This is a genomic window from Salmonella sp. 741265073_HBA, assembly GCF_046569105.1.
GTDB classification, from domain to species: domain Bacteria; phylum Pseudomonadota; class Gammaproteobacteria; order Enterobacterales; family Enterobacteriaceae; genus Salmonella; species Salmonella enterica.
This window is the reverse complement of the sequence record NZ_JBKFRY010000007.1, coordinates 180,391-203,948: the sequence shown is the minus strand read 5'-3', so window position 1 is coordinate 203,948 and position 23,558 is coordinate 180,391. Positions and strand designations below refer to the sequence as shown.

Genomic DNA, 23,558 nt, shown 5'->3' with positions numbered 1-23,558 from the left:
GGGAGGGATTCCTGCCGGAAGGTTTATTTCAGATTTTTTTTGATTATTTTTCCTGAACAGTTGCGTGGCAGGTCGGTTCTGATCTCCATAAAAGAGGGAACCTTGAATTTCGCCATATTGTTTTCGCAGAAGCTGAAAAACTCGGCCTCGCTTAATGTTTCACCTTCATTAAGGACGATAAACGCTTTAATGGCTTCATCACGGATCGCATCTTTAATACCGACCACCACAATGTCCTGAATTTTCGGATGTGCAGAAATAATATTTTCCAGCTCGACGCAGGAGACATTTTCTCCGCCACGTTTAATCATGTTGCAGCGTCTGTCGACAAAATAGAAATAGCCATCCTCATCCTGGTAACCCGAATCACCGGTATGTAACCAGCCCTCTGGTTCCAGCGCCCTGGCGGTTGCCTCCGGCTGCATGTAATACTCTTTGAAGATAGTCTTGCCGGGGATGCCTTTAATACAGATTTCGCCAATTTCTCCGGCGGGCAGCGGGCGATTTTGATCGTCGCGAATTTCAGCTTCATAGCTAAAACCCACGCGACCAATGGAAGGCCAGCGCCGTTTGTCTCCGGGACGGTCGCCAATAATTCCGACAATGGTTTCAGTCATACCATAAGAGGTCAGCAGCCTGACGCCAAAGCGTTCGGTAAAGGCGTCTTTTTCCTGCGCGGATAAATTGAGATAGAACATCACTTCGCGCAGATGATGCTGCCTGTCCGTTGGTGCGGAGGGCTGAACCATCAGCGTGCGGATCATCATCGGAATGCACTCGGTCACCGTCGCCTGATATTTACGTACCTGATCCCAGAATGCCCTGGCGCTGTACTTTTCCAGGAGCACAAAGGTGCTGCCGGCGGAAAAGGCTGGCATTGCGGCGGTACACTGACAGTCGATATGAAAAGCGGGCATCACCGTCATGTACACGTCATCATCGCGCAGGGCGATTTGCCAGGCAGAGTAATAGCCTGCAAAACGCAGATTATAGTGGGTAATCACCACCCCTTTTGGACGCGAGGTGGTACCGGAGGTAAACAGAATTTCCGCCGTATCGTCAGTGGATAACACGGGCGTATAGCACAGCGTGGTGGACTGGCGGGATTGCAGTTGGGTAAAGTGGCTCACGCCATCGTCAGCCGGAAGCTGCTCGCCAATCAGACAGATATGATTAAGCGGAGTGCTCTTGTCCTGGCGTATTTCACGGTACATAGGATAAAACTGGACGCTGGTAACCAGCAGACTCACCTGGCTGTTTTGCAGGATCCAGGCGCTTTCTTCGCCCAGTAAGCGGGCATTAATCGGCACCATAATGGCGCCGATTTTTGCCAGTCCAAACCAGCAAAAGATGAATTCCGGACAGTTATCCAGATGCAGCGCGACCCTATCACCCTTGCGGATCCCTAAGGAGTAAAAAAGGTTCGCCGTGCGGTTAATCTCTTCATTGAGCGAAGCATAGCTAAACTGCCGAACGATTCCCTCACAGGATTCGAAAATTAACGCCGTTTTATCTCCGTACACCCCGGCCAGGTCGTCCCACATCTGACGTAAGTTTTGTCCGCCAACGATATCCATATTGCTTTATCCACTGAAATCAGGCGTGAGCGCTAACCGGAAAACCGATTAGCGCATCGCGTTTAATCCTCAACTTTGGCCAGGCCTTTGCCGACCAGTTCCTTAATATCTGCTTCGCTATAACCAATGTTTTTCAGAATGGCGGCGGTATCCATGCCGTGTGACGGCATGCCACGCCAGATTTTCCCCGGGTTGTTTTTAAATTTCGGCATGATGTTCGGCCCTTTACAGGTGCGACCGTCCATTGTTTGCCACTGAGTAATGGATTCGCGGGCAACGTACTGCGGATTACCTTCCAGTTCTGGAATGGTGAGCACCTTCGCACAGGCGATATTCAGCTCAGCAAAACGCGCCTGAACTTCGGCGATGGTATGTGCTGCCAGCCAGGCGTCCAGTTTCTCTTCGACGAGCGGGCCGTAAGGGCATTCCACGCGATGGATGAGCTGCGTGCCTTCCGGAACTTCTGGCGTACCGAGAATGTGGGCCAGGCCAATATCTTTAAAACACTCGTTGATTTGCGTGATGCCGACCAACTCCATGACGATGTAACCATCGGCGCATTTATACAGGCCGCAACCGGCGTAGTAGGGGTCTTTCCCTTTCGTCATACGTGGACAGATTTCGCCGCCGTTGAAGTAGTCCATCATGAAGTACTGACCCATGCGCAGCATCACTTCGTACATCGCGATATCGATGCTTTCACCTTTACCCGTTTCGCGTACTTTGTGCAGGGCCGCCAGCGCGGCTGTCGTCGCGGTCATCCCGGAGAAGTAATCGGCGGTATAGGGGAAGGCTGGCATCGGCTGATCAACGTCGCCGTTTTGGATCAGATAACCACTGAATGCCTGCGCGATGGTGTTATACGCCGGAAGATTGGTGTACTCCTCGGTACCAAACTGGCCGAAGCCGGAAAGGTGGGCGATAACCAGTTTCGGGTTATGTTCCCACAGCACTTCATCGGTAATACCGCGGCGGGCAAAGGCCGGACCTTTACTGGCTTCAATGAAAATATCGGTGGTTTCCATCAGCTTCAGAAACGCTTCCCGGCCTTCATCTTTGAAAATATTCAGCGACAGGGCGTGCAGGTTACGGCGTGAGAGCTGCGGATAGTTAGGCTGCACGCGGATGGTATCGGCCCATGCGACGTTTTCAATCCAGATAACCTCAGCGCCCCATTCGGCGAACATCTGTCCGGCGAACGGACCGGCGATTTCGATTCCTGAAAAAACAACGCGTACCCCAGCAAGCGGGCCAAAGGTTGGCATTGGTAAATGATTCATCATTTTTCTCCTGGCATTTTTTGCGGTATGTAGGCCGGATAAGCACAGCGCCATCCGGCATGATTGCCTGATGGCGACGCCCCGCGTCTTATCAGGCCTACAAGGGATCGATTAGCGGTATTGCTTGAGTACCGCACGACCCAACGTCAGGATCTGCATTTCGTCAGAACCACCAGAAACACGGTCAACGCGCAGGTCACGCCAGAAACGCGTGATGCGGTGGTTGCCCGCGATACCAACACCTCCCAGTACCTGCATGGCGGTGTCTACCACTTCAAACGCGGCGTTGGCGCAGAAGTATTTGCACATTGCCGCGTCGCCGGAGGTAATCGTGCCGTTATCTGCTTTCCACGCGGCTTCCAGCAGCATATTTTTCATGGAGTTCAGTTTGATCGCCATATGCGCAAACTTCTCCTGAATCAGCTGGAAACGACCAATAGCTTCACCAAACTGCACGCGCTGATTAGCGTAACGCGCCGCGTCTTCAAAAGCGCACATTGCGGTACCGTAGTTGGTCAGCGCGACGAGGAAGCGCTCATGGTCAAACTCTTCTTTCACGCGATTGAAGCCGTTACCTTCCCGACCGAACATGTCTTTCTCGTCCAGTTCAACGTCGTCAAAGGTGATTTCACAGCAGCTATCCATGCGCAGACCGAGTTTCTCCAGTTTGTTGACCTTGATACCCGCTTTGCTCATGTCCACAAACCACTCGGTGTAAACCGGTTTATCCGGCGATGCACCGTCTCTCGCCATGACCACGATGTACGGGGTATAGGCGCTACTGGTGATAAAGCACTTACTGCCATTGAGATAAACCTTACCATTTTTGCGTGTATAAGTGGTTTTCAGACTACCAACATCCGATCCCGCTCCCGGTTCAGTGATAGCAGAGTTCCACATCTGCTTACCGGTGCCCCGGAACGCCATGATTTTATCAATTTGCTCCTGAGTTCCTTCACGCAGGAAAGTGTTAAAACCTCCCGGCAATTGGTACAACACGTAAGTTGGCGCGCCAAGACGTCCCAGCTCCATCCAGACGGCGGCGACGGTAACAAAACCCGCTTCCAGACCGCCGTGTTCTTCCGGGATCAGCAGGCTATCAATACCCATATCCGCCAGCGCTTTTACAAAACGCTCAGGGTAGACGCTGTCACGATCGCACTCGGCAAAATAAGCTTCCCAGTTCTCACTGGCCATCAGTTCGCGAATACCGGCGACAAACAGCTCCTGTTCGTCATTTAAGTTGAAATCCATCTTTCAGCCTCTTGATCAATTGGGTTAATAAGAATTACTTGTCTTTCCAGTGCACTTTGGCGTCTTTAATAAAGGACAGCGTCACCATAATGTTGACGAAGAACAGCGGGCATCCTCCGGCGATAATCGCGGTCTGAATCGGCTTCAAACCACCCAGCGCCAGCAGAACGATACCGATGATGCCGACCAGCACCGACCAGCCGATACGCACTAACAGAGGCGGCTCTTCACCATCGCGAACTTCACGACAGGTCGACATCGCCAGGGTGTAAGAGCAGGCGTTAATCAGCGTGACGGTGGCAATAAAGCAGAGGATGAAGAAGCCCCACATGGTGGCGGTGCTGAGCGGCAAGGCGGCCCAGGTTTCGATAATGGCGCGCGCCACGCCGTGTTGTTCAATCAACTGCGGAATGTTGAGGATGTTTTTATCCATCAGCAGCAGCGTGTTGCTGCCCAGCACTGTCCACAGGATCCAGGTAGACGCGGTCAGACCCATCACCATCCCGAAGCACAGTTCACGTACGGTACGACCACGGGAAATACGGGCCAGGAAGATACTCATCTGGATGGCGTAAATAACCCACCACGCCCAGTAGAAAACGGTCCAGCCCTGCGGGAAGCCGCCTTTACCGATGGCGTCGGTATAGAACAGCATCCGTGGCAGATGCATTAACAGCATCCCGACGGAGTCGGTGAAGTAGTTCATGATGAAGCTGGCGCCGCTGACGATAAACACCCAGCCGAGCATCAGGAAGCTCAGGTAACTACGCACATCGCTGGCGATTCTGACCCCTTTTTGCAGGCCGCAGGCCACGCAAATCGCGTTCAGAATGATCCAGCAGGTAATGATGATGGCGTCGAGTTGCAGCGTATGCGGAATACCGAACAGCCATTGCATACACTCGGTGACCAGCGGGGTAGCCAGACCGAGGCTGGTACCCATCGCGAAGATCAGCGCCACCAGGTAGAAGTTATCGACGATGGTACCAAACAACCCTTTCGCATGCTTTTCACCGACGAGCGGTACCAGCGTGGAGCTGGGGCGGATGACATCCATCTTGCGTACAAAGAAGAAGTAGGCGAAGGCCACGGAAAGGAAACTATAGGTTGCCCACGGTAGCGGCCCCCAGTGGAACAGGCTGTACGCCAGACCTATCTCTTTCGCGCCCGTGGAATTGGGTTCCAGGCCGAACGGCGGGGTGGAGATATAGTAGTAGATCTCAATAGAGCCCCAGAACAGAACCGCAGCGGATGTACAGGAGGCGAACATCATGAAAATCCAGCTGGCGGTGCTAAACTCCGGTTTTTCGTCACCTAATCTCTTTTTGGCATAGGGGCCAAAAACCAGCCAGAACCAGCCGAAGAGCATGACGACCATATACCATTCAAATGCCCAACCCCAGACGTTGGTGACATAACTGAATACCGCATTAATAACGACGTTAGCGGCATCAAGATCTCTGACTGTTAGCCAGCAAAGTATCCCGACAATTATTAATGGCGGAAAAAAAACCTTCGGTTCAATTCCCGATTTTTTCTTTTCATTTTTCATAAGTGAATTCCAGTGTGAAAACGAAATTTATTTAGCGTGCCAGTCCATGAACGTTTGTTTATTTATTATTAATGATTTGTTGATAAGTTTTTAACCTCTGGGACGCCTCAATGAGTAACTCATGATGGGTATTCACTTCGGGTGATTCTGTTATCTTCGTCACACTTTTTTGCGTTGATTATTTTGTGTCTAAATTTTGATTTTTTCTTTATTTATCAATTTGTTGGTTGTGGTTTTTTAACTTTTTTAAGTATCTGACGTTCAATATTGTTGAGCCAGCAAACAATATTGAAAATTTTCATATTTGGCATATTTCTTTCAATATTGGTGAGGTGCGTAACACTATTGAAAGTTACGAATATCAATGTGTGACATTTTCAATATTGGTGATTAAGGTTTTATTTCCGAATTAAAGAGCGTGATATCTGTATTTAACACCGCCGATATAAATACGTTTCCTTCATGATTTCTGGAGATGCAATGAAGATAATTACTTGCTACAAATGCGTACCTGATGAGCAGGATATTGCGATTAATAATGCTGACGGAACACTCGATTTCAGCAAAGCGGATAGCAAAATCAGCCAATATGATCTGAATGCAATTGAAGCTGCTTGCCAGTTAAAACAGCAGTTGGGAGACGCTCAGGTTGTCGCCATGAGCGTTGGCGGCAAAGCGCTGACTAATGCAAAAGGGCGCAAAGATGTCCTCTCTCGTGGCCCTGATGAACTGATTGTGGTCATTGACGATCAATTTGAGCAGGCGCTGCCGCAACACACCGCTACCGCGCTGGCCGCTGCCGCGCAAAAATCAGGTTTCGATCTACTTATCTGCGGCGACGGTTCTTCCGATCTTTATGCTCAGCAGGTTGGTTTGCTGGTGGGCGAAGCGCTGAACATTCCGGCGATTAACGGCGTGAGTAAAATCCTCTCTCTTACCGACAGCACATTGACGGTAGAACGCGAACTGGAAGATGAAGTTGAAACGCTGAGCATCCCGCTCCCGGCGGTGATCGCGGTTTCCACCGACATTAACACCCCACAAATCCCTTCGATGAAAGCCATTCTTGGCGCGGCGAAAAAACCGGTTCAGGTCTGGTCGCCTGCGGATATCGGGCTGAACAGCGTACCCGCGTATTCCGCACAACAGGTTGCCGCACCGAAGCAGCGCGAGCGTCAGCGTGTGGTGATTGAAGGTGACGGTGAAGAACAAATCGCCGCGTTTGTCGAGAATCTGCGCAAAATCATTTAATTATCAGGGGATGTTATGAACAAATTTTCCAGTGTCTGGGTATTCAGCGATACCCCTTCTCGTCTGCCCGAACTGATGAGTGGCGCGCAGGCTGTAGGTGAAAAAGTTAACGCGTTCGTACTGAACGAAGCGGACAGCGCGACAGCATGTCATTTGGGCGCGGATCATGTCTGGCTGCTCAGCGGCAAACCAGAAGACCGCATGATCGAAGACTACGCTGCTGCGATGGCTGAGACTATTCGTCAGCATAGCGAGGGCGGCGCGGTGCTGCTGCCGAATACGCGTCGGGGCAAGCTGTTGGCGGCAAAGCTGGGCTATCGCTTGTCGGCTGCGGTTTCCAACGATGCCAGCGACGTCGCCCTGCAGGATGGAAAAGCGGCGGTTAAACATATGGTCTACGGCGGTCTGGCGATAGGGGCAGAAACCATCGCTTCGCCGTTTGCCGTGATCACACTCAGCAGCGGAACGTTTGACGCACAACAACCGGATGCTTCCCGCAGCGGCGAGATGCACACCGTGCAGTGGCAGGCTCCGGCCACTGCCGTGACCCGCACCGCAACCCAGGCGCGTCAGAGCAACAGCGTTGACCTCGACAAAGCGCGTCTGGTGGTCAGCGTGGGACGCGGCATCGGCAGCAAAGAGAATATCTCGCTGGCCGAAGCGCTGTGCCAGACGATTGGCGCCGAGCTGGCCTGCTCTCGCCCGGTGGCGGAAAACGAGAAGTGGATGGAGCACGAGCGCTACGTCGGTATCTCCAACCTGATGCTCAAGCCTGAGCTGTATCTGGCGGTGGGGATCTCCGGGCAGATCCAACACATGGTTGGTGCCAACGGCGCGCAGACGATTTTCGCCATCAACAAAGATAAAAACGCGCCAATCTTCCAGTATGCAGATTTTGGCATCGTTGGCGATGCGCTGAAGATCCTGCCTGCGCTGACGGCTGCCTTAGCGCGATAAACCATTTCGGGCAGGATGCGAAGGTATCCTGCCGCTGACAGGAGTACGTATGTCCGAAGATATCTTTGATGCCATCATCGTGGGTGCAGGTCTGGCCGGTTCGGTTGCGGCGCTGGTGCTTGCTCGCGAAGGTGCACAGGTGCTGGTTATCGAGCGCGGCAATTCTGCTGGCGCGAAGAATGTCACCGGTGGGCGTTTGTATGCACATAGCCTGGAACGCATCATTCCCGGCTTTGCGGATCAGGCCCCCATTGAACGCATGATCACCCACGAAAAACTCGCCTTTATGACCGACAACGGGGCGATGACTATCGACTACTGCAATGGTGAAGATGCTTCAGCGTCGCAGGTTTCCTATTCCGTCTTACGCAGTAAATTTGACGCCTGGCTGATGGAGCAGGCCGAAGAGGCGGGGGCGCAACTGATCACCGGTATTCGCGTCGATAACGTCGTTCAGCGTGATGGCAAAGTCGTGGGCGTGGAAGCCGATGGCGATATTCTGGAAGCCAAAGTCGTGATCCTCGCTGACGGGGTGAATTCTCTGCTGGCTGAAAAGCTGGGCATGGCCAAGCGTGTTGAGGCATCGCATGTTGCTGTCGGCGTGAAGGAACTGATCGAATTGCCGAAGTCGGTCATTGAAGATCGTTTCCAGTTACAGGGCAACGAAGGTGCCGCCTGTCTGTTTGCCGGGGCGCCAACCGATGGTCTGATGGGCGGTGGCTTCCTGTATACGAATGAAACAACCCTTTCCCTGGGGCTGGTCTGTGGACTTCATCATCTGAAAGACGCGAAAAAATCGGTCCCGCAAATGCTGGAAGATTTCAAACAGCATCCGGCAGTTGCGCCGCTGATCGCCGATGGCAAGCTGGTGGAATATGCCGCGCACGTTGTACCCGAGGCGGGAATGAATATGCAGCCTGAACTGGTGGGCGATGGCGTACTGATTGCCGGGGATGCTGCCGGCATGTGTATGAACCTCGGCTTTACCATCCGGGGTATGGATCTCGCCATATCCGCAGGCGAAGCGGCGGCGAAGACGGTGCTTTCGGCGATGAAGCGCGACGATTTTAGCAAGCAGTCGCTGGATGAATACCGTCAGCATCTGGACGAAGGTCCGATGCGCGATATGCGCATGTATCAGAAACTGCCGGCTTTTCTTGATAATCCCCGCATGTTTACCGCCTATCCCGAAATGGCGGTCAATATCGCGCGCGACCTGTTCACCGTGGATGGCTCCGCTCCGGTGCCGATGCGTAAAAAAATCCTGCGCCATGCGAAGAAAGTGGGCTTCATCAACCTGATGAAAGATGGCCTGAAAGGAGTGACCGTATTATGACATCTCCCGTCAATGTGGACGTCAAACTGGGCGTCAATAAGTTCAATGTGGATGAAGACAGCCCGCACATCATTCTCAAAACCGATCCTGATAAACAGGCGCTGGAGGTGCTAATTAAGGCCTGTCCGGCGGGATTGTATAAAAAGCAGGACGACGGCAGCGTTCGTTTTGATTACGCCGGGTGCCTGGAGTGCGGAACGTGCCGGATCCTCGGCCTTGATACGGCGCTGGAAAAATGGGAATACCCGCGCGGGACGTTTGGCGTGGAGTTCCGCTACGGCTAATAAGTACGAAGTTGTGCCCCCGTAGGCCGGATAAGATGCGGTAGCGTCGCCATCCGGCAATCATGTGGCGCCAATGCCGGATGGCGGCGGAAACGCCTTATCCGGCCTACAGATGCGCTTTGCCCGTGTTGAAACAGGACATCACCATGCAGCAGCCCAGGAACTTTGATGACCTTAAATTCTCCTCCATTCATCGCAGAATTATGCTGTGGGGAAGCGGCGGCCCGTTCCTTGATGGCTACGTGCTGGTGATCATTGGCGTGGCGCTGGAACAACTGACGCCGCTATTGCACCTTGATGCTGAATGGATTGGCGCGCTCGGCGCGGCTACGCTTGCCGGACTGTTTATCGGCACCTCGTTGTTTGGCTATATTTGCGATAAAGTCGGGCGGCGTAAAATGTTCCTGCTTGATATTATCGCTATCGGCGTTATCTCCGTGGCGACCATGTTTGTTTCCACGCCGCTTGAATTGCTGGTGATGCGCGTTTTAATTGGCATTGTTATCGGCGCGGATTACCCTATCGCCACTTCCATGATTACGGAGTTTTCCAACACCCGCCAGCGCGCGTTCTCCATCGGTTTTATCGCCGCGATGTGGTACGTCGGCGCGACCTGCGCCAACCTGGTGGGTTACTGGCTGTATGACATGGAAGGCGGCTGGCGCTGGATGCTTGGCAGCGCCTTTATCCCGTGCTTAATCATTTTGATTGGCCGCTTTGACCTGCCGGAATCGCCACGCTGGCTATTGCGAAAAGGACGGGTAAAAGAGTGCGAACAAATGATGATCAAACTGTTCGGCGAACCGGTCTGCTTTGACGATGAGCCGCCGCAGGAGACCCGCTTCCTGCAACTGTTTAATCGCCGTCATTTCCCGTTTGTACTGTTCGTTGCGGCTATCTGGACCTGTCAGGTAATCCCGATGTTCGCTATCTATACCTTTGGGCCGCAGATCGTCGGGTTACTCGGCTGGGAGCAGGGGCGCAACGCGGCGCTCGGAAATGTGGTGATTAGCCTCTTTTTTATGCTGGGCTGTATACCAGCGATGTTCTGGCTAAACAGTATTGGCCGTCGCCCTCTGCTTATTGGCAGCTTCGCCATGATGACTATCGCGCTGGCACTGCTGGGGCTGGTGTCAAATCTGGGCATCATACTGGTCGTGGTGGCGTTTGCGGTATACGCCTTCTTTTCCGGCGGGCCGGGCATACTGCAATGGCTTTATCCTAATGAACTCTTCCCGACGGATATTCGCGCTTCGGCCGTGGGGGTCATCATGTCATTAAGCCGCATCGGAACCATTGTCTCCACCTGGGCATTACCGATTTTTATTACTCGTTACGGCATTAATAACGTCATGCTGATTGGCGCGTTGATTTCGTTAGTCGGGCTTGGCGTATCGGTGATGTTTGCCCCGGAAACCCGCGGCTTGACGCTAACACAGACCGGAAACATGACTTTGCGCGGAACGCCATCGGATAACCCGCGTTAAGAGTGTTCTGCATTTCTCCCTGCTTTTCGCCAATAACGCTACAGTTAACAGTCACATGCTAAAACAACTGAAAAGCAGGGAGAACACCATGCAAAAACGTCTTATGACCGCACTGTTTACCGCAGCAACACTATTCACCGTCGCAGGATGCTCTTCTAACCAGGCGGTTGAAACCACGGATGGCAAAACTATTGTCACCGACGGGAAACCCGAGGTCGATAACGATACCGGTATGGTGTCTTACAAAAACGCCGCCACCGGGAAAACCGAACAGATTAACCGCGATCAGCTGAAAAATATGAGCGAGCTGGATAATTAATTCAATTTTCTCTGGTTAGCCGCTCAATAATATTCTCTCTTTATGCGCATCCATTTATTCCCATGCGAATAAACGGATGCCTGAACAGGCAGGGACGCCGGAAAACGTCGAAATACGTTCGCCCGTGTTCCCGCTTTCCCCACCGCGCTGTCCGCTTACATGAGGTTACACTCATCGACATTTCTCTGAACAGCGGCTCAACATTTCCCGGAAAAAAACATATCGCAGGGCATTTATCCTTATGATTAGGTATAAATGATGAGGTATAAGGAACAGGAGTCTGTAATGAAACCAATACCTTTTTATTTGCTCGCGCTATTTTCTGCCGCCTCCGGGGCTACGGAGATAAACGTCTGCAAAGACCTGATCGGAACATGGAAAACCACGGCAGATAACCCGCCTTATACCATGACAATATCGCCGCCAGTAGAAAGCTGCGGGGAAAAATGTGTGAAACTGAACGTGCAGTATGAACTTGACGTGACTCACCGCAACGCGCTTTATTGCCATGAAGGACAAGAGGGGGTAAAAGGGCAGGGACCCATGGTGATAGCATTTGAAGGGGCGTATGGTGGACACGCTATTGGAACCTATAACCGACAGCTGCAATTACTTTGGGCTGGCGTAATACCGAAAAATAAAAAGGGGAAATGGATAACGAAAATGGAAAATTACTGGTTCAGGCAGGTAAAAGCGCACTAAATATTACCTTAAAACAGCCCGCAAAACCGTCTTATTCACGAAGGGCTTACTGCCTGCGCGCATACATTCTACCGACTTGCCTGCCCCGGATGAACTGTTGATAAAAAAGAGGGCCAGCATCTGTTTCCAGACGGCCCTGAGTGGATTGTGACGGAACATGGCACCTTGCTGGCGCTCTCTTATTATTTCATGCCTGTGCCCTCGTTATGGCGCAATCAGAGCTTTATTTCGTCGCATCGTTATAAACTTCGGCAACGGCTTCAAAATTCGGACCATGCTCACGTGCAGCGATAATATGGTAATATTTTCCGCCTTTCGCATCGGCTAATTCTGACAGTTTTTCGCGTAGATCAGAGGGTGAGGAAATCTGCCCGCCACTCTGGGACACATTTATGGTGCCGACCTTAACCAGTTTGAAGTGGCTGATTTCTTGCTTAGAGACCTGCTCTGCCGCAAGTGTGCTGAATGAAGCAACCGTTGCCAGTAATGCGGCGGCAATAATGCGTTTTTTCATAGTTCTGTTCCTGTTGCATTGATGATAAGGTTTGCGCAATATCAGTAATCCGTAACGAAATTATTTATCCCCTTCATACTTCAGGTTGCTTATGTGTTGGCTACGGATTACTCGGCCCACCCATGGGCCTCGCCCTGACGGGCCGTCGCACGCGACGTTCAAATCTGCTCCCGGCAGATTTGTCGCTCACCTCAGTCTCATAATTATCTATGCTCCTGGTGACTCACTCCCTTGCCGCCTTTAAGCAACTCGAATTATTTTGGGTAATAACCTCGGTTGATTATCTGAAAATAGCCTTATTTGGTGTGACCGTCTTATATCTTGTTATAGTCACCTCTTTATGTTGTTGTCAATGTAAAATAATGCACTGCCAGCTAAAAAGAAACTTAACCCCCTGTAAATAATAGTTTTTATATTATTTCTTTTAATGGCGTAATTTTTATTGAATCACGCGGTAATACGCTAGTTTTATTCATAAGCAACATAACAGAATTGAGTTATGTTTTAATTTCCCAGAGTGATATTACCGGTTGTATGTCTATGGTTGCGCGGCCTGTTACTGATAGTGTTTCTTTCGGGGCGATTTTATTGTAGCGGCATAGGGTAATCACCGTAGCTGAAGGGAAAAGGCACGAACACAGCGCTATAGAGTATGTTTAATAATGTATTTTTTTATGAAGTAATGTCTGCAGTTGTATCTCTAAAATAAAAACAATGAACTTTTCATCTAAATAATTTTTCAGTGAATTATGCTCATTTATTAATATATTTCTAATTTGAAATACAAATCAATTTATAACACATATTCTTACCCGGAAGGCATTGATACATATCCACGCTTCCTCGTACAGTAATAAATGAATATGTGATAAAGTTACTGACTACAGGTATAATAATATGAGTAATAAAAAAAATCTGTCCGCAGAAGAGACGGATCTTACGCGTAGGAAACTGTTAACCAGCGCCGGTATTCTTGCCGCCGGCGGTATGCTATCCGGCGCGGTAAAGGCTGATGAAAAATGCGCCGTCAAGGCGAAACCGGCGTGGGATAAACCGTTTACCGGCGAAATCCCGGAAAAATTGCCAGAAGGATATAATATTCTGTTAGTCGTGACCGACCAGGAGCGTTTTTTTCCTACGTTTCCTTTCCCGGTACCCGGCAGAGAGCGGCTCATGAAAACGGGGGTGACATTCTGTAATCATCAGAACACCAGTAATGTCTGTACGCCTTCCCGCTCCGTATTGTATACCGGCTTACATATGCCCCAGACAAAGATGTTTGATAATCTGGGATTACCCTGGATGCCTTATGACCTTGACCCCGCTCTTGGAACCACAGGCCATATGATGCGGGAACTGGGATACTATACGGCCTATAAAGGTAAGTGGCATCTTACAGAAAAACTGGAGAAGCCTTTGCCTGACGAAAAAGATGAGGATATTGATGTCGGGGATATTCCTGAACCAGAATTACATAAAATTATGGAAAAATATGGTTTTGCTGACTATCACGGCATCGGCGATATTATTGGCCATAGTAAAGGCGGCTATTTTTATGATTCAACCACCACGGCTCAGACTATAAATTGGTTAAGATGCAAGGGGCAGCCCTTGAATGACCAACACAAGCCTTGGTTCCTGGCCGTTAACCTCGTTAATCCTCATGACGTCATGTTTATTGATACCGATAAAGAGGGAGAAAAGGTACAGTGGCGTGGCGAGTTGGATCAGGATGATAATACCCTGGCGCCCACGCAGCCACCGGAAAACGAACTTTATCAGGCAAGCTGGCCGAACTATCCGCTGCCGGCAAACAGGCATCAATCATTCAATGAGCAGGGAAGACCGCCGGCGCATCTTGAATACCAGACGGCGCGCGCTGCGCTGGAAGGGCAGTTTCCTGATGAAGATCGTCGTTGGCGTAAACTGCTTGACTACTATTTCAACTGTATCCGCGATTGTGATACTCACCTTGACCGGATATTAAATGAACTTGATGCCCTCAAGTTAACTGATAAAACGATTGTTGTATTTACTGCCGATCATGGCGAATTAGGCGGAAGCCATCAGATGCACGGTAAAGGCGCTTCCGTTTATAAAGAACAGATCCATGTACCGATGATTATTTCCCACCCGGCGTACCCCGGTAATAAGAAATGTCAGGCGTTGACCTGTCATCTTGATATCGCGCCGACATTAGTTGGGCTGACCGGTTTGCCGGAAGAAAAACAGCACCAGGCGTTAGGCAACCGCAAAGGCGTTAATTTTAGCGGATTGCTAAAAAACCCGGAAGGCGTTGCGGTTAATGCGGTGAGAAATGCCAGCTTATATTGCTATGGCATGATCTTGTATACCGATGCCCATTATCTCCACCGCGTTATCGCGCTACAAAGAGATAAACAAAAAACGGTGGCGCAAATCAAGCAGGAAATATCCCATTTGCATCCTGATTTCAGCCATCGTTCAGGGACGCGGATGATTAACGATGGCCGTTATAAGTTTGCACGCTATTTCTCGCTAAGGGAGCATAATACGCCGGAAACCTGGGAGGATCTTATTAAGTACAACGATCTTGAACTTTACGATCTTAAAAATGATCCCGATGAGAACCATAACCTTGCTGCTGATAAACAGAAATATCAGGATCTCATTCTTACGATGAATGAAAAACTGAATAAAATTATCAAGGACGAAATTGGCGTGGATGACGGCAGTTTTATGCCGGATGCGGCCCATGAGCCGTGGGATCTTACTATTGAGCAGTTTAACCGCATGGCGAAAGATTAAGAGCCTGACCCATTAGGCTATTTTACTCGCCATTTTGGGACCGGGCAGTGCTCAAAATCCTCACGTACTACGTGTACGCTCCGGTTTCTGCGCGCTGATCGGCCCCAAACTGGCTTCAACAATTACGCCTGGTGGGCCATGCTCTAAGTACCTAGCCCATTAGGTTAATTTATGCGTCGGCGATCTGGCATCCAGCGTGTCTGGAGGTTCAGATGCTGTTGGCGCTGCGCTTATTGGGCCTGTGTCATCATGTAATGGATTGATATTACAGTCATTACAGGCAAATTTAGCGCAGCGCCGCCCGACAAGAAGGCCTTAAACCGATTGGTCAGCAATTTAAGGCTGCCATCATCACCGACCTTCCCACACCGGATCGCGCTTTTCTGCAAACGCCTGCGGCCCTTCGAGGGCGTCTTCCGGGGCAGGATGGCGCCAACTCCTTGCTGGCGTTAATTCAATTTTTTCTGGTTAGCCGCTCAATAATATTCACTATTAGCCTGGCGAATTTGTCACTACACTTTGTAATAAAAAACAGATCATCACAGGCTAATCATGATCCTCATTATTTATGCGCATCCGTATCCGCATCATTCTCATGCGAATAAACGGATGCTTGAACAGGCAGGGACGCTGGAAAACGTCGAAATACGTTCGCTTTATCACCTCTATCCCGATTTCAATATTGACGTTGCCGCCGAGCAGGAGGCGCTGTCGCGCGCGAGTCTTATCGTCTGGCAGCATCCGATGCAGTGGTACAGCGTCCCTCCTTTACTCAAATTATGGATGGATAAAGTCCTCACCCACGGCTGGGCTTACGGTCATGGCGGTACGGCATTGCATGGTAAACATCTGCTGTGGGCGGTAACGACTGGCGGTGGTGAAAACCACTTTGCTATCGGCTCCCATCCGGGATTTGATGTCCTCTCTCAGCCGCTACAGGCGACGGCGCTCTATTGCGGCCTCAAATGGCTGCCGCCGTTTGCCATGCACTGCACGTTCATTTGTGATGATGACACCTTACAGGCGCAGGCGCGTCAGTATAAACAGCGTTTACTGGCATGGCAGGAGGTGAATCATGGATAGCCATACTCTACTGCAGGCGCTGATCTATCTTGGTTCGGCGGCGCTGATTGTGCCGATTGCGGTACGTTTGGGCTTAGGATCGGTGCTGGGGTATCTGATTGCGGGGTGTATTATCGGCCCCTGGGGACTACGGCTGGTGACGGACGCCGAATCTATTCTGCATTTTGCGGAAATCGGCGTCGTGCTGATGTTGTTTGTTATTGGGCTTGAGCTGGACCCGCAACGGTTATGGAAGCTGCGCGCCTCGGTATTTGGCGGCGGCGCGTTACAGATGGTGGTCTGCGGCGGACTGATTGGTCTGTTCTGCATGTTTCTTGGCCTGCGTTGGCAGGTGGCGGAACTGATTGGCATGACGCTGGCGCTTTCGTCCACGGCTATCGCCATGCAGGCAATGAATGAGCGTAACCTGACCGTTTCACAAGTAGGACGTAGCGCATTCGCAGTGCTCTTGTTCCAGGATATCGCGGCGATCCCGCTGGTGGCGATGATCCCGCTGCTGGCCGCCAGCGGCGCATCCACCACGCTTGGCGCGTTTGCGCTATCGGCGTTGAAAGTCGCAGGCGCGTTGGCGCTGGTGGTGCTGCTGGGACGCTACGTCACGCGCCCGGCGCTGCGCTTTGTCGCGCGTTCTGGTTTGCGGGAAGTGTTCAGCGCCGTGGCGCTATTTCTGGTGTTTGGTTTCGGCCTGTTGCTGGAAGAGGTTGGGCTGTCAATGGCGATGGGCGCGTTCCTGGCGGGCGTTCTGCTGGCGAGTTCAGAATATCGTCATGCGCTGGAAAGCGATATTGAACCTTTTAAGGGGTTGCTGCTGGGGCTGTTCTTTATTGGCGTCGGCATGTCGATTGATTTCGGCACGCTGGTGGAGAATCCGCTGCGCATTCTGCTGTTGTTGGCCGGTTTTCTGGCAATCAAAATCGTCATGCTGTGGCTGGTCGCGAGGCCGCTGGGCGTACCGGCAAAACAGCGTCGCTGGTTTGCCGTCTTATTAGGCCAGGGAAGTGAGTTTGCGTTTGTGGTTTTTGGCGCGGCGCAAATGGCGGATGTACTTGAGCCGGAATGGGCAAAAGCGCTGACGCTGGCGGTCGCGCTGTCGATGGCGGCAACGCCGATTTTTCTGGTGCTGCTGACGCGCATGGAGAAGACCGCGACGGGGGAAGCGCGCGAGGCGGATGAAATCGACGAAGAGCAACCGCGGGTTATTGTGGCCGGGTTTGGACGATTTGGTCAGATAGCCGGGCGTTTGCTGCTGTCGAGCGGGGTGAAGATGGTGGTGCTCGATCACGACCCCGATCATATCGAAACGCTGCGTAAATTCGGCATGAAGGTTTTTTATGGCGACGCGACGCGTATGGATTTACTGGAATCTGCCGGAGCGGCGAAGGCGGAGGTATTGATTAACGCCATTGACGATCCGCAAACCAATTTGCAACTGAGTGAACTGGTGAAGTCGCATTTCCCGCATCTGCAGATTATCGCCCGCGCCCGTGATGTCGATCATTACATCCGCCTGCGCCAGGCTGGTGTGGCGATGCCCGAACGTGAAACCTTCGAAGGCGCGCTCAAAAGCGGGAGACAGGCGCTGGAAGCGCTGGGGCTGGGGCGTTATGAAGCCCGCGAGCGCGCGGATCTGTTCCGCCATTTTAATACCCGGATGGTGGAAGAGATGGCGAAAGGGGAAAACGATCCGTTATCTCGCGCCGCCGCCTATAAACGTACCAGCGCGATGTTGAGCGAAATTATTACCGAGGACCGGGAGCATCTGTCGTTGATTCAGCGCCACGGCTGGCAGGGAACGGCTGAGGGCAAACATTCCGGGGAGGTCGCCGATGAACCCGAGGTCAAACCGTCAATCTAAAGTAAAAAATGTGATGTTCTGCAAACTTTACTGCTAATTGGCTGTTTTTGAACTACTGTAATGCTGGCGCTCCACATCAAATGAGTGGCGTCGCCAGCAGAACGAAAAATTTTCGTGCTCATCCTCTTTTCGTCAGTCGACGAAAGATTGCGCTTTACGTATAGTGGCGGCAATTTTTTTTGTATCAGGAAATAATTAATGATCAGTCTGATTGCGGCGTTAGCGGTGGATCGCGTCATCGGTATGGAAAACGCCATGCCGTGGAACCTGCCTGCCGATCTCGCCTGGTTTAAACGTAACACGTTAAATAAACCTGTCGTCATGGGACGTCACACCTGGGAGTCCATCGGACGCCCCTTACCGGGACGTAAAAATATTGTTATCAGCAGCCAGCCGGGCACCGACGATCGCGTGCAGTGGGTGAAGTCTGTCGATGAGGCGATTGCCGCTTGCGGCGATGCGCCGGAAATTATGGTCATTGGCGGCGGGCGCGTGTACGAGCAGTTCCTGCCAAAAGCGCAGAAGCTTTATCTGACGCATATTGATGCGGAAGTCGAAGGCGATACCCATTTTCCGGATTATGAACCGGATGACTGGGAATCGGTATTCAGTGAGTTTCACGATGCCGACGCGCAGAATTCTCACAGCTATTGTTTCGAGATTCTGGAGCGTCGTTAACACTGTAGTGCCGGATGGCGGCGAAACGCCTTATCCGGCCTACTCTTGAGCCAGATGTAGACAGATGTAGGCCTGATAAGCGTAGCGCCATCAGGCATAAACCAATCCTTGAGCCAGATGTGGGCCTGATAAGCGTAGCGCCATCAGGCATAAACCAATCCTTGAGCCAGATGTAGGCCTGAAAAGCGTAGCGTCATCAGGCATAAACCAATTCTTGAGCCAGATGTAGGCCTGATAAGCGTAGCGCCATCAGGCATAAACCTATCAGGCGTTGACCGCTTCGCCTTCGCCCATATCCATCTGGCGGTTTGACGGCTGCACAAAATACTGTTTATCTTCCCAACGTAAACAGGTCAACTCCCCGCCCCAGCAGCAGCCGGTATCCAGCGCGTAAATACCTTCCGGCGTCCCTTTCCCTTCCAGCGACGCCCAGTGCCCGAACGCAATACTGTAAGCCTCGCTCACCGGCCCCGGAATGGCGAACCACGGCTTCAGCGGCGCAGGGGCGTTTTCCGGCGACGCTTTGCTGTACATATCCAGTTGACCGTTAGGAAAGCAGTAACGCATACGGGTAAAGGCATTAGTAATAAAGCGTAGCCGCGCCAGACCGCTTAACTCCGGCGACCAGTTATTCGGCATATCGCCATACATCGCGTCGAGGAAAAACGGGTACGAGTCGCTCGACAGCACCGCTTCAACATCGCGGGCGCACTCTTTTGCCGTCTGCAAATCCCACTGCGGGGTAATACCTGCATGCGCCATGACCAGCTTTTTCTCTTCATCTACCTGCAACAGCGGCTGACGGCGTAACCAATTCAACAGCTCATCGGCGTCCGGCGCTTCAAGAAGCGGGGTCAGCCGGTCTTTAGGTTTGTTGCGGCTAATCCCGGCGAATACGGCCAACAGGTGCAAATCGTGATTTCCCAGCACCAAACGCACGCTATTGCCAAGCGATTTGACGTAGCGTAACACGTCCAGCGAACCGGGACCGCGGGCGACCAAATCGCCAGTCAGCCATAGAGTGTCTGTATCTGGCGTAAATTCCACTTGCTGTAATAAGGCGATCAGTTCGTCGTAGCAACCGTGAACGTCGCCGATGAGATAAGTTGCCATTGTTATAATTTTAGTGAATGAGTGTAGGGACGGCGAGTCGAAACACGGGAATGTCGATGGTAAAGGCATCGCCATTTTCATCGATCATTTCGTAATGACCCTGCATGGTGCCCAGCGGCGTTTCAATTACCGCGCCGCTGGTGTACTGATACTCTTCGCCAGGCGCAATGCGCGGCTGGACGCCAACCACACCTTCGCCCTGGACTTCAGTTTCACGGCCATGACCATTGGTAATCAGCCAGTAGCGGCCCAATAGCTGCACTGGCGCCCGGCCCAGATTGCGGATGGTTACGGTATAGGCAAAAACGTAACGTTCATCGTCAGGTGAGGATTGCGCCTCAATGTAGACGCTTTGCACCTGAATACACACTCTGGGCGAATTGATCATGTTTAACTCTCCTTCAAAGGCGCGTTTTCCGACAGATAGTTGGCCATCTGGCAGTACTGCGCGACAGAGATATTTTCCGCGCGCATTGCCGGGTCAATACCCATTTCCGTTAACGTCTCAACGCTAAAAAGATTGCCGAGACTGTTACGGATCGTTTTACGGCGCTGGTTAAAGGCCTCGGTGGTAATACGGCTCAACACGCGAATATCTTTAACCGGGTAAGGCATTGTTGCGTGTGGAACCAGACGCACCACGGCGGAGTCCACTTTGGGCGGCGGCGTGAAGGCGGATGGCGGCACTTCAAGCACCGGGATCACCTGACAGTAATATTGCGCCATCACGCTTAAACGACCATACGCTTTGCTGTTCGGCCCTGCAACCAGACGATTTACCACTTCTTTTTGCAGCATAAAGTGCATGTCGGCAATGGCATCAGTATAGCTAAAGAGATGGAACATCAGCGGGGTGGAGATATTATAGGGCAGATTGCCGAACACACGCAGCGGTTGGCCCAACTGCGCAGACAGTTCGCCAAAGTTCATGGTCATGGCGTCCTGCTGATAAATAGTCAGCTTCGGCCCTAAGAACGGATGGGTTTGCAAACGCGCCGCCAGATCGCGGTCAAGTTCAATGACCGTGAGCTTATCCAGTCGTTCGCCGACCGGCTCCGTCAGCGCCGCCAGACCGGGGCCGATTTCAACCATCGCCTGGCCTTTTTGCGGATTAATAGCAGAAACAATACTGTCGATCACAAACCGATCGTTGAGAAAGTTTTGCCCGAAGCGTTTACGGGCTAAATGGCCCTGATGGACTCGATTATTCATTGGGTATTAACAATCATTTTGATGGCGAGATTAAGCGCCGTAATAAAACTGCCGACATCCGCTTTTCCACGACCTGCCAGTTCAAGCGCGGTGCCGTGGTCAACGGAGGTTCGAATAAAAGGTAGGCCGAGCGTAATATTCACTCCCCGACCGAATCCCTGGTATTTTAGCACGGGCAGGCCCTGATCGTGGTACATCGCCAGCACCGCGTCGGCATTATCGAGATATTTGGGCTGAAACAGCGTATCAGCAGGTAGCGGCCCGTTGAGTTTCATCCCCTGCGCCCGCAGCTCGTCGAGCACCGGAATGATGGTGTCTATCTCTTCCGTGCCCATATGACCGCCTTCGCCCGCGTGCGGATTCAGGCCACAGACAAGAATGCGCGGTTCGGCAATACCAAATTTGGTCCGCAAATCGTGATGCAAAATAGCAATCACTTCGTGCAAAAGCGCAGGGGTGATGGCGTCTGCAATCACCCGTAGCGGCAGATGCGTGGTCGCCAGCGCCACGCGAAGTTCTTCGGTTGCCAGCATCATCACGACTTTTTTCGCCTGCGAACGCTCTTCGAAAAACTCGGTATGACCGGTAAACGGAATGCCTGCGTCGTTAATAACGCCTTTGTGCACTGGGCCTGTGATCAGCGCGGCAAATTCACCGTTCAGACAGCCATCACACGCTCGCGCCAGCGTCTCTACCACATAGGGGCCATTTTCTACCGTCAACTGACCGGGGATGGCAGGCGCGCGCAGCGAGACCGGCAATAGGGTCAGCGTTCCCGCGGGCTGCGGCGCAGCGGGGACATCAGGCGAGTAAGGGAGAAGCGAGAGAGGCAGGCCGAGCATGGCGGCCCGCTCCGTCAGGAGCGCGCCGTCCGCACAGACGACCAGTTCAATCGGCCACGCGCGTTGCGCCAGTTGGACAACAAGGTCGGGGCCAATCCCGGCGGGTTCGCCGGGAGTGATAACAACGCGTTGCGCACTGCTCATTAGTTACTCAAAATCTTAACGTAAGCGCTGGCGCGCTGTTCTTGCATCCAGGTCGCCGCTTCTTCTGAGAATTTACGGTTCATCAGCATACGATAAGCGCGATCTTTCTGCGCCGCATCGGTTTTGTCTACCTTACGCGTATCCAGCAATTCGATTAGATGCCAGCCGAAAGAGGAGTGTACCGGCGCGCTTATTTGGCCTTTATGCAGCTTCGTCAGCGCGTCGCGGAACGCCGGATCGAAAATATCTGGCGTAGCCCAACCCAAATCACCGCCCTGGTTAGCGGAGCCCGGGTCCTGAGAGTACTCTTTCGCCGCAGCGGCAAATGTGGTTTTACCACTCTTAATGTCAGCCGCGATTTCTTCCAGCTTCAGGCGCGCCTGCTGATCGTTCATGATCGGCGACGGCTTAAGCAGAATGTGACGAGCGTGAACTTCGGTCACGGAGATACTCTGGCTCTGACCGCGCAGGTCGTTTACTTTCAGAATGTGGAAGCCGACGCCGGAGCGAATCGGGCCGACAATGTCGCCTTTCTTCGCGGTGCTCAGCGCCTGGGCGAAAATCCCCGGCAGCTCCTGGATACGGCCCCAGCCCATCTGACCGCCTTTTAGCGCCTGCTGGTCGGCAGAGTAGGTAATCGCCAGTTTGCCGAAATCTGCGCCGTTACGCGCTTCTTCAACAATGCTTTCCGCCTGGCGCTGCGCGTCGTTAACCTGCTCGGAGGTTGGGTTTTCCGGCAGAGCAATCAGGATATGGCTCAGGTTCAGCTCGGTGCTGGCGTCGTTTTGGGTGCCAATCTGTTTTGCCAGCGCGTCAACTTCTTGCGGCAAAACGGTGATACGGCGACGAACCTCGTTGTTGCGCACTTCAGAGATAATCATCTCTTTACGAATCTGGTTACGGTAGGTTGAATAGTTCAGCCCATCGTAAGCCAGACGGCTGCGCATCTGATCCATCGTCATATTGTTTTGTTTGGCGATGTTGGCGATGGCCTGATCCAACTGCTCATCCGTGATCTTCACCCCCATCTTCTGACCCATCTGCAGGATAATTTGATCCATAATCAAACGTTCCAGGATCTGGTGACGCAGCGTGGCGTCGTCCGGAAGCTGCTGACCTGCCTGACCCGCGTTGAGTTTGACTGATTGCATTAAGCCATCAACGTCGCTTTCCAGCACGACGCCATTATTGACGACGGCTGCGACTTTATCGACTACCTGGGGGGCAGCGAAACTGGTATTCGCGATCATGGCGATACCGAGAAGCAGCGTTTTCCAGTTCTTCATACTTTTTCCATTTCAATTAACCGCAATGCGGATTACGTTGTAAAT

Annotated in this window: 21 protein-coding genes and 2 pseudogenes; 12 read left to right on the top strand and 11 right to left on the bottom strand. The window is 52.1% G+C overall.

The features are described from left to right. Positions 1–23: 23 nt before the first annotated feature. The 4 genes from caiC to caiT all read right to left on the bottom strand — a co-directional run bounded on the left by caiC (position 24) and on the right by caiT (position 5,663). Positions 24–1,577 carry a crotonobetaine/carnitine-CoA ligase gene (caiC, locus tag ACLD3P_RS12320; protein WP_131046612.1) on the bottom strand — a complete coding sequence of 518 codons (1,554 nt, stop codon included), beginning with the start codon at positions 1,575–1,577 and terminating at the stop codon, positions 24–26. A gap of 62 nt (positions 1,578–1,639) precedes the next feature. Next, the gene (gene caiB / locus ACLD3P_RS12315) at positions 1,640–2,857 is read right to left on the bottom strand and encodes an L-carnitine CoA-transferase (protein WP_058108996.1); all 1,218 of its coding nucleotides are present in this window, start codon (positions 2,855–2,857) and stop codon (positions 1,640–1,642) included. Between the two features lie 111 nt (positions 2,858–2,968). Further along, a complete protein-coding gene (gene caiA, locus ACLD3P_RS12310) occupies positions 2,969–4,111 on the bottom strand; it encodes a crotonobetainyl-CoA dehydrogenase (RefSeq protein WP_000347134.1) in 1,143 nt (380 codons plus the stop codon). A gap of 34 nt (positions 4,112–4,145) precedes the next feature. Next, positions 4,146–5,663 carry an L-carnitine/gamma-butyrobetaine antiporter gene (gene caiT, locus ACLD3P_RS12305; RefSeq protein WP_000787073.1) on the bottom strand — a complete coding sequence of 506 codons (1,518 nt, stop codon included), beginning with the start codon at positions 5,661–5,663 and terminating at the stop codon, positions 4,146–4,148. A 480-nt stretch (positions 5,664–6,143) separates the two neighbouring features. On the opposite strand from caiT, the gene ACLD3P_RS12300 reads away from it, so the two are divergent. The 8 genes and pseudogenes from ACLD3P_RS12300 (at position 6,144) to ACLD3P_RS12265 (ending at position 11,999) form a co-directional block, all read left to right on the top strand. Then, complete coding sequence (locus ACLD3P_RS12300; RefSeq protein ID WP_000692185.1) at positions 6,144–6,914, top strand: electron transfer flavoprotein FixA; 771 nt, start codon at positions 6,144–6,146, stop codon at positions 6,912–6,914. Between the two features lie 15 nt (positions 6,915–6,929). Continuing rightward, the gene (locus ACLD3P_RS12295; protein WP_001032188.1) at positions 6,930–7,871 is read left to right on the top strand and encodes an electron transfer flavoprotein subunit alpha/FixB family protein; all 942 of its coding nucleotides are present in this window, start codon (positions 6,930–6,932) and stop codon (positions 7,869–7,871) included. Positions 7,872–7,920: 49 nt separating this feature from the next. Next, a complete protein-coding gene (locus ACLD3P_RS12290; protein ID WP_411006703.1) occupies positions 7,921–9,207 on the top strand; it encodes an FAD-dependent oxidoreductase in 1,287 nt (428 codons plus the stop codon). Then, positions 9,204–9,491 (top strand): ferredoxin-like protein FixX, encoded by a 288-nt coding sequence (gene fixX / locus ACLD3P_RS12285; RefSeq protein ID WP_000203736.1) that lies wholly within the window; start codon positions 9,204–9,206, stop codon positions 9,489–9,491. The genes ACLD3P_RS12290 and fixX overlap by 4 nt, the downstream gene beginning before the upstream one ends. A 146-nt stretch (positions 9,492–9,637) precedes the next feature. Then, the gene (locus tag ACLD3P_RS12280; protein WP_001187057.1) at positions 9,638–10,978 is read left to right on the top strand and encodes an MFS transporter; all 1,341 of its coding nucleotides are present in this window, start codon (positions 9,638–9,640) and stop codon (positions 10,976–10,978) included. 88 nt (positions 10,979–11,066) lie between these two features. Continuing rightward, entirely contained in the window at positions 11,067–11,297 is a 231-nt protein-coding gene (locus ACLD3P_RS12275; RefSeq protein ID WP_001172089.1) for a YgdI/YgdR family lipoprotein, read from the top strand. A 26-nt stretch (positions 11,298–11,323) separates the two neighbouring features. Beyond that, a pseudogene (locus ACLD3P_RS12270) lies at positions 11,324–11,418 on the top strand (glutathione-regulated potassium-efflux system ancillary protein KefF); the annotation flags it as partial. Positions 11,419–11,582: 164 nt separating this feature from the next. Continuing rightward, a complete protein-coding gene (locus ACLD3P_RS12265) occupies positions 11,583–11,999 on the top strand; it encodes a hypothetical protein (protein WP_000802643.1) in 417 nt (138 codons plus the stop codon). Positions 12,000–12,222: 223 nt separating this feature from the next. On the opposite strand, the gene srfN is transcribed toward ACLD3P_RS12265, so the two are convergent. Next, the gene (gene srfN, locus ACLD3P_RS12260; protein WP_000745961.1) at positions 12,223–12,513 is read right to left on the bottom strand and encodes a DUF1471 family virulence protein SrfN; all 291 of its coding nucleotides are present in this window, start codon (positions 12,511–12,513) and stop codon (positions 12,223–12,225) included. Between the two features lie 897 nt (positions 12,514–13,410). Between srfN and ACLD3P_RS12255 the strand changes: the two genes are divergently transcribed. Next, on the top strand, positions 13,411–15,300 hold the full coding sequence (locus tag ACLD3P_RS12255) for a sulfatase-like hydrolase/transferase (protein WP_000066315.1): 1,890 nt from the start codon (positions 13,411–13,413) through the stop codon (positions 15,298–15,300). A 351-nt stretch (positions 15,301–15,651) separates the two neighbouring features. Here the strand turns inward: ACLD3P_RS12255 and ACLD3P_RS12250 are convergent. Beyond that, positions 15,652–15,717: pseudogene (locus ACLD3P_RS12250) on the bottom strand (hypothetical protein); the annotation flags it as partial. 135 nt (positions 15,718–15,852) lie between these two features. On the opposite strand from ACLD3P_RS12250, the gene kefF reads away from it, so the two are divergent. The 3 genes from kefF (at position 15,853) to folA (ending at position 18,916) form a co-directional block, all read left to right on the top strand. Further along, positions 15,853–16,383, top strand: coding sequence for a glutathione-regulated potassium-efflux system oxidoreductase KefF (gene kefF / locus ACLD3P_RS12245; RefSeq protein ID WP_000600706.1), 531 nt, complete (start codon positions 15,853–15,855; stop codon positions 16,381–16,383). After that, a complete protein-coding gene (gene kefC, locus ACLD3P_RS12240; protein ID WP_000377164.1) occupies positions 16,376–18,238 on the top strand; it encodes a glutathione-regulated potassium-efflux system protein KefC in 1,863 nt (620 codons plus the stop codon). Before kefF ends, kefC begins: the two co-directional genes overlap by 8 nt. Before the next feature lie 198 nt (positions 18,239–18,436). After that, positions 18,437–18,916 (top strand): type 3 dihydrofolate reductase, encoded by a 480-nt coding sequence (gene folA / locus ACLD3P_RS12235; protein WP_000624379.1) that lies wholly within the window; start codon positions 18,437–18,439, stop codon positions 18,914–18,916. A gap of 264 nt (positions 18,917–19,180) precedes the next feature. Here folA and apaH read toward each other — a convergent pair whose 3' ends face one another. From apaH to surA, 5 genes are read right to left on the bottom strand one after another with little or no spacing between them, the layout of a single operon-like run. Further along, the gene (gene apaH, locus ACLD3P_RS12230; RefSeq protein WP_000257211.1) at positions 19,181–20,029 is read right to left on the bottom strand and encodes a bis(5'-nucleosyl)-tetraphosphatase (symmetrical) ApaH; all 849 of its coding nucleotides are present in this window, start codon (positions 20,027–20,029) and stop codon (positions 19,181–19,183) included. A gap of 10 nt (positions 20,030–20,039) precedes the next feature. Further along, positions 20,040–20,417 carry a Co2+/Mg2+ efflux protein ApaG gene (gene apaG, locus ACLD3P_RS12225; RefSeq protein WP_000610894.1) on the bottom strand — a complete coding sequence of 126 codons (378 nt, stop codon included), beginning with the start codon at positions 20,415–20,417 and terminating at the stop codon, positions 20,040–20,042. A gap of 2 nt (positions 20,418–20,419) precedes the next feature. Further along, the gene (gene rsmA, locus ACLD3P_RS12220) at positions 20,420–21,241 is read right to left on the bottom strand and encodes a 16S rRNA (adenine(1518)-N(6)/adenine(1519)-N(6))-dimethyltransferase RsmA (RefSeq protein WP_001065397.1); all 822 of its coding nucleotides are present in this window, start codon (positions 21,239–21,241) and stop codon (positions 20,420–20,422) included. Beyond that, the gene (pdxA, locus tag ACLD3P_RS12215; RefSeq protein ID WP_047603035.1) at positions 21,238–22,227 is read right to left on the bottom strand and encodes a 4-hydroxythreonine-4-phosphate dehydrogenase PdxA; all 990 of its coding nucleotides are present in this window, start codon (positions 22,225–22,227) and stop codon (positions 21,238–21,240) included. Before pdxA ends, rsmA begins: the two co-directional genes overlap by 4 nt. Beyond that, the gene (gene surA / locus ACLD3P_RS12210; protein ID WP_000800482.1) at positions 22,227–23,513 is read right to left on the bottom strand and encodes a peptidylprolyl isomerase SurA; all 1,287 of its coding nucleotides are present in this window, start codon (positions 23,511–23,513) and stop codon (positions 22,227–22,229) included. Before surA ends, pdxA begins: the two co-directional genes overlap by 1 nt. Between the last annotated feature and the right edge of the window lie 45 nt (positions 23,514–23,558).

Bases quoted from the DNA above. Each gene is read 5' to 3' on its own strand.
- rsmA (WP_001065397.1), bottom strand. From the start codon at position 21,241: ATGAATAATCGAGTCCATCAGGGCCATTTAGCCCGTAAACGCTTCGGG.
- ACLD3P_RS12290 (WP_411006703.1), top strand. From the start codon at position 7,921: ATGTCCGAAGATATCTTTGATGCCATCATCGTGGGTGCAGGTCTGGCC.
- caiB (WP_058108996.1), bottom strand. From the start codon at position 2,857: ATGAATCATTTACCAATGCCAACCTTTGGCCCGCTTGCTGGGGTACGC.
- ACLD3P_RS12255 (WP_000066315.1), top strand. From the start codon at position 13,411: ATGAGTAATAAAAAAAATCTGTCCGCAGAAGAGACGGATCTTACGCGT.
- kefF (WP_000600706.1), top strand. From the start codon at position 15,853: ATGATCCTCATTATTTATGCGCATCCGTATCCGCATCATTCTCATGCG.
- apaH (WP_000257211.1), bottom strand. From the start codon at position 20,029: ATGGCAACTTATCTCATCGGCGACGTTCACGGTTGCTACGACGAACTG.
- caiT (WP_000787073.1), bottom strand. From the start codon at position 5,663: ATGAAAAATGAAAAGAAAAAATCGGGAATTGAACCGAAGGTTTTTTTT.
- ACLD3P_RS12275 (WP_001172089.1), top strand. From the start codon at position 11,067: ATGCAAAAACGTCTTATGACCGCACTGTTTACCGCAGCAACACTATTC.
- folA (WP_000624379.1), top strand. From the start codon at position 18,437: ATGATCAGTCTGATTGCGGCGTTAGCGGTGGATCGCGTCATCGGTATG.
- ACLD3P_RS12265 (WP_000802643.1), top strand. From the start codon at position 11,583: ATGAAACCAATACCTTTTTATTTGCTCGCGCTATTTTCTGCCGCCTCC.
- pdxA (WP_047603035.1), bottom strand. From the start codon at position 22,227: ATGAGCAGTGCGCAACGCGTTGTTATCACTCCCGGCGAACCCGCCGGG.
- ACLD3P_RS12280 (WP_001187057.1), top strand. From the start codon at position 9,638: ATGCAGCAGCCCAGGAACTTTGATGACCTTAAATTCTCCTCCATTCAT.
- surA (WP_000800482.1), bottom strand. From the start codon at position 23,513: ATGAAGAACTGGAAAACGCTGCTTCTCGGTATCGCCATGATCGCGAAT.
- caiC (WP_131046612.1), bottom strand. From the start codon at position 1,577: ATGGATATCGTTGGCGGACAAAACTTACGTCAGATGTGGGACGACCTG.
- kefC (WP_000377164.1), top strand. From the start codon at position 16,376: ATGGATAGCCATACTCTACTGCAGGCGCTGATCTATCTTGGTTCGGCG.
- fixX (WP_000203736.1), top strand. From the start codon at position 9,204: ATGACATCTCCCGTCAATGTGGACGTCAAACTGGGCGTCAATAAGTTC.
- ACLD3P_RS12300 (WP_000692185.1), top strand. From the start codon at position 6,144: ATGAAGATAATTACTTGCTACAAATGCGTACCTGATGAGCAGGATATT.
- apaG (WP_000610894.1), bottom strand. From the start codon at position 20,417: ATGATCAATTCGCCCAGAGTGTGTATTCAGGTGCAAAGCGTCTACATT.
- srfN (WP_000745961.1), bottom strand. From the start codon at position 12,513: ATGAAAAAACGCATTATTGCCGCCGCATTACTGGCAACGGTTGCTTCA.
- caiA (WP_000347134.1), bottom strand. From the start codon at position 4,111: ATGGATTTCAACTTAAATGACGAACAGGAGCTGTTTGTCGCCGGTATT.
- ACLD3P_RS12295 (WP_001032188.1), top strand. From the start codon at position 6,930: ATGAACAAATTTTCCAGTGTCTGGGTATTCAGCGATACCCCTTCTCGT.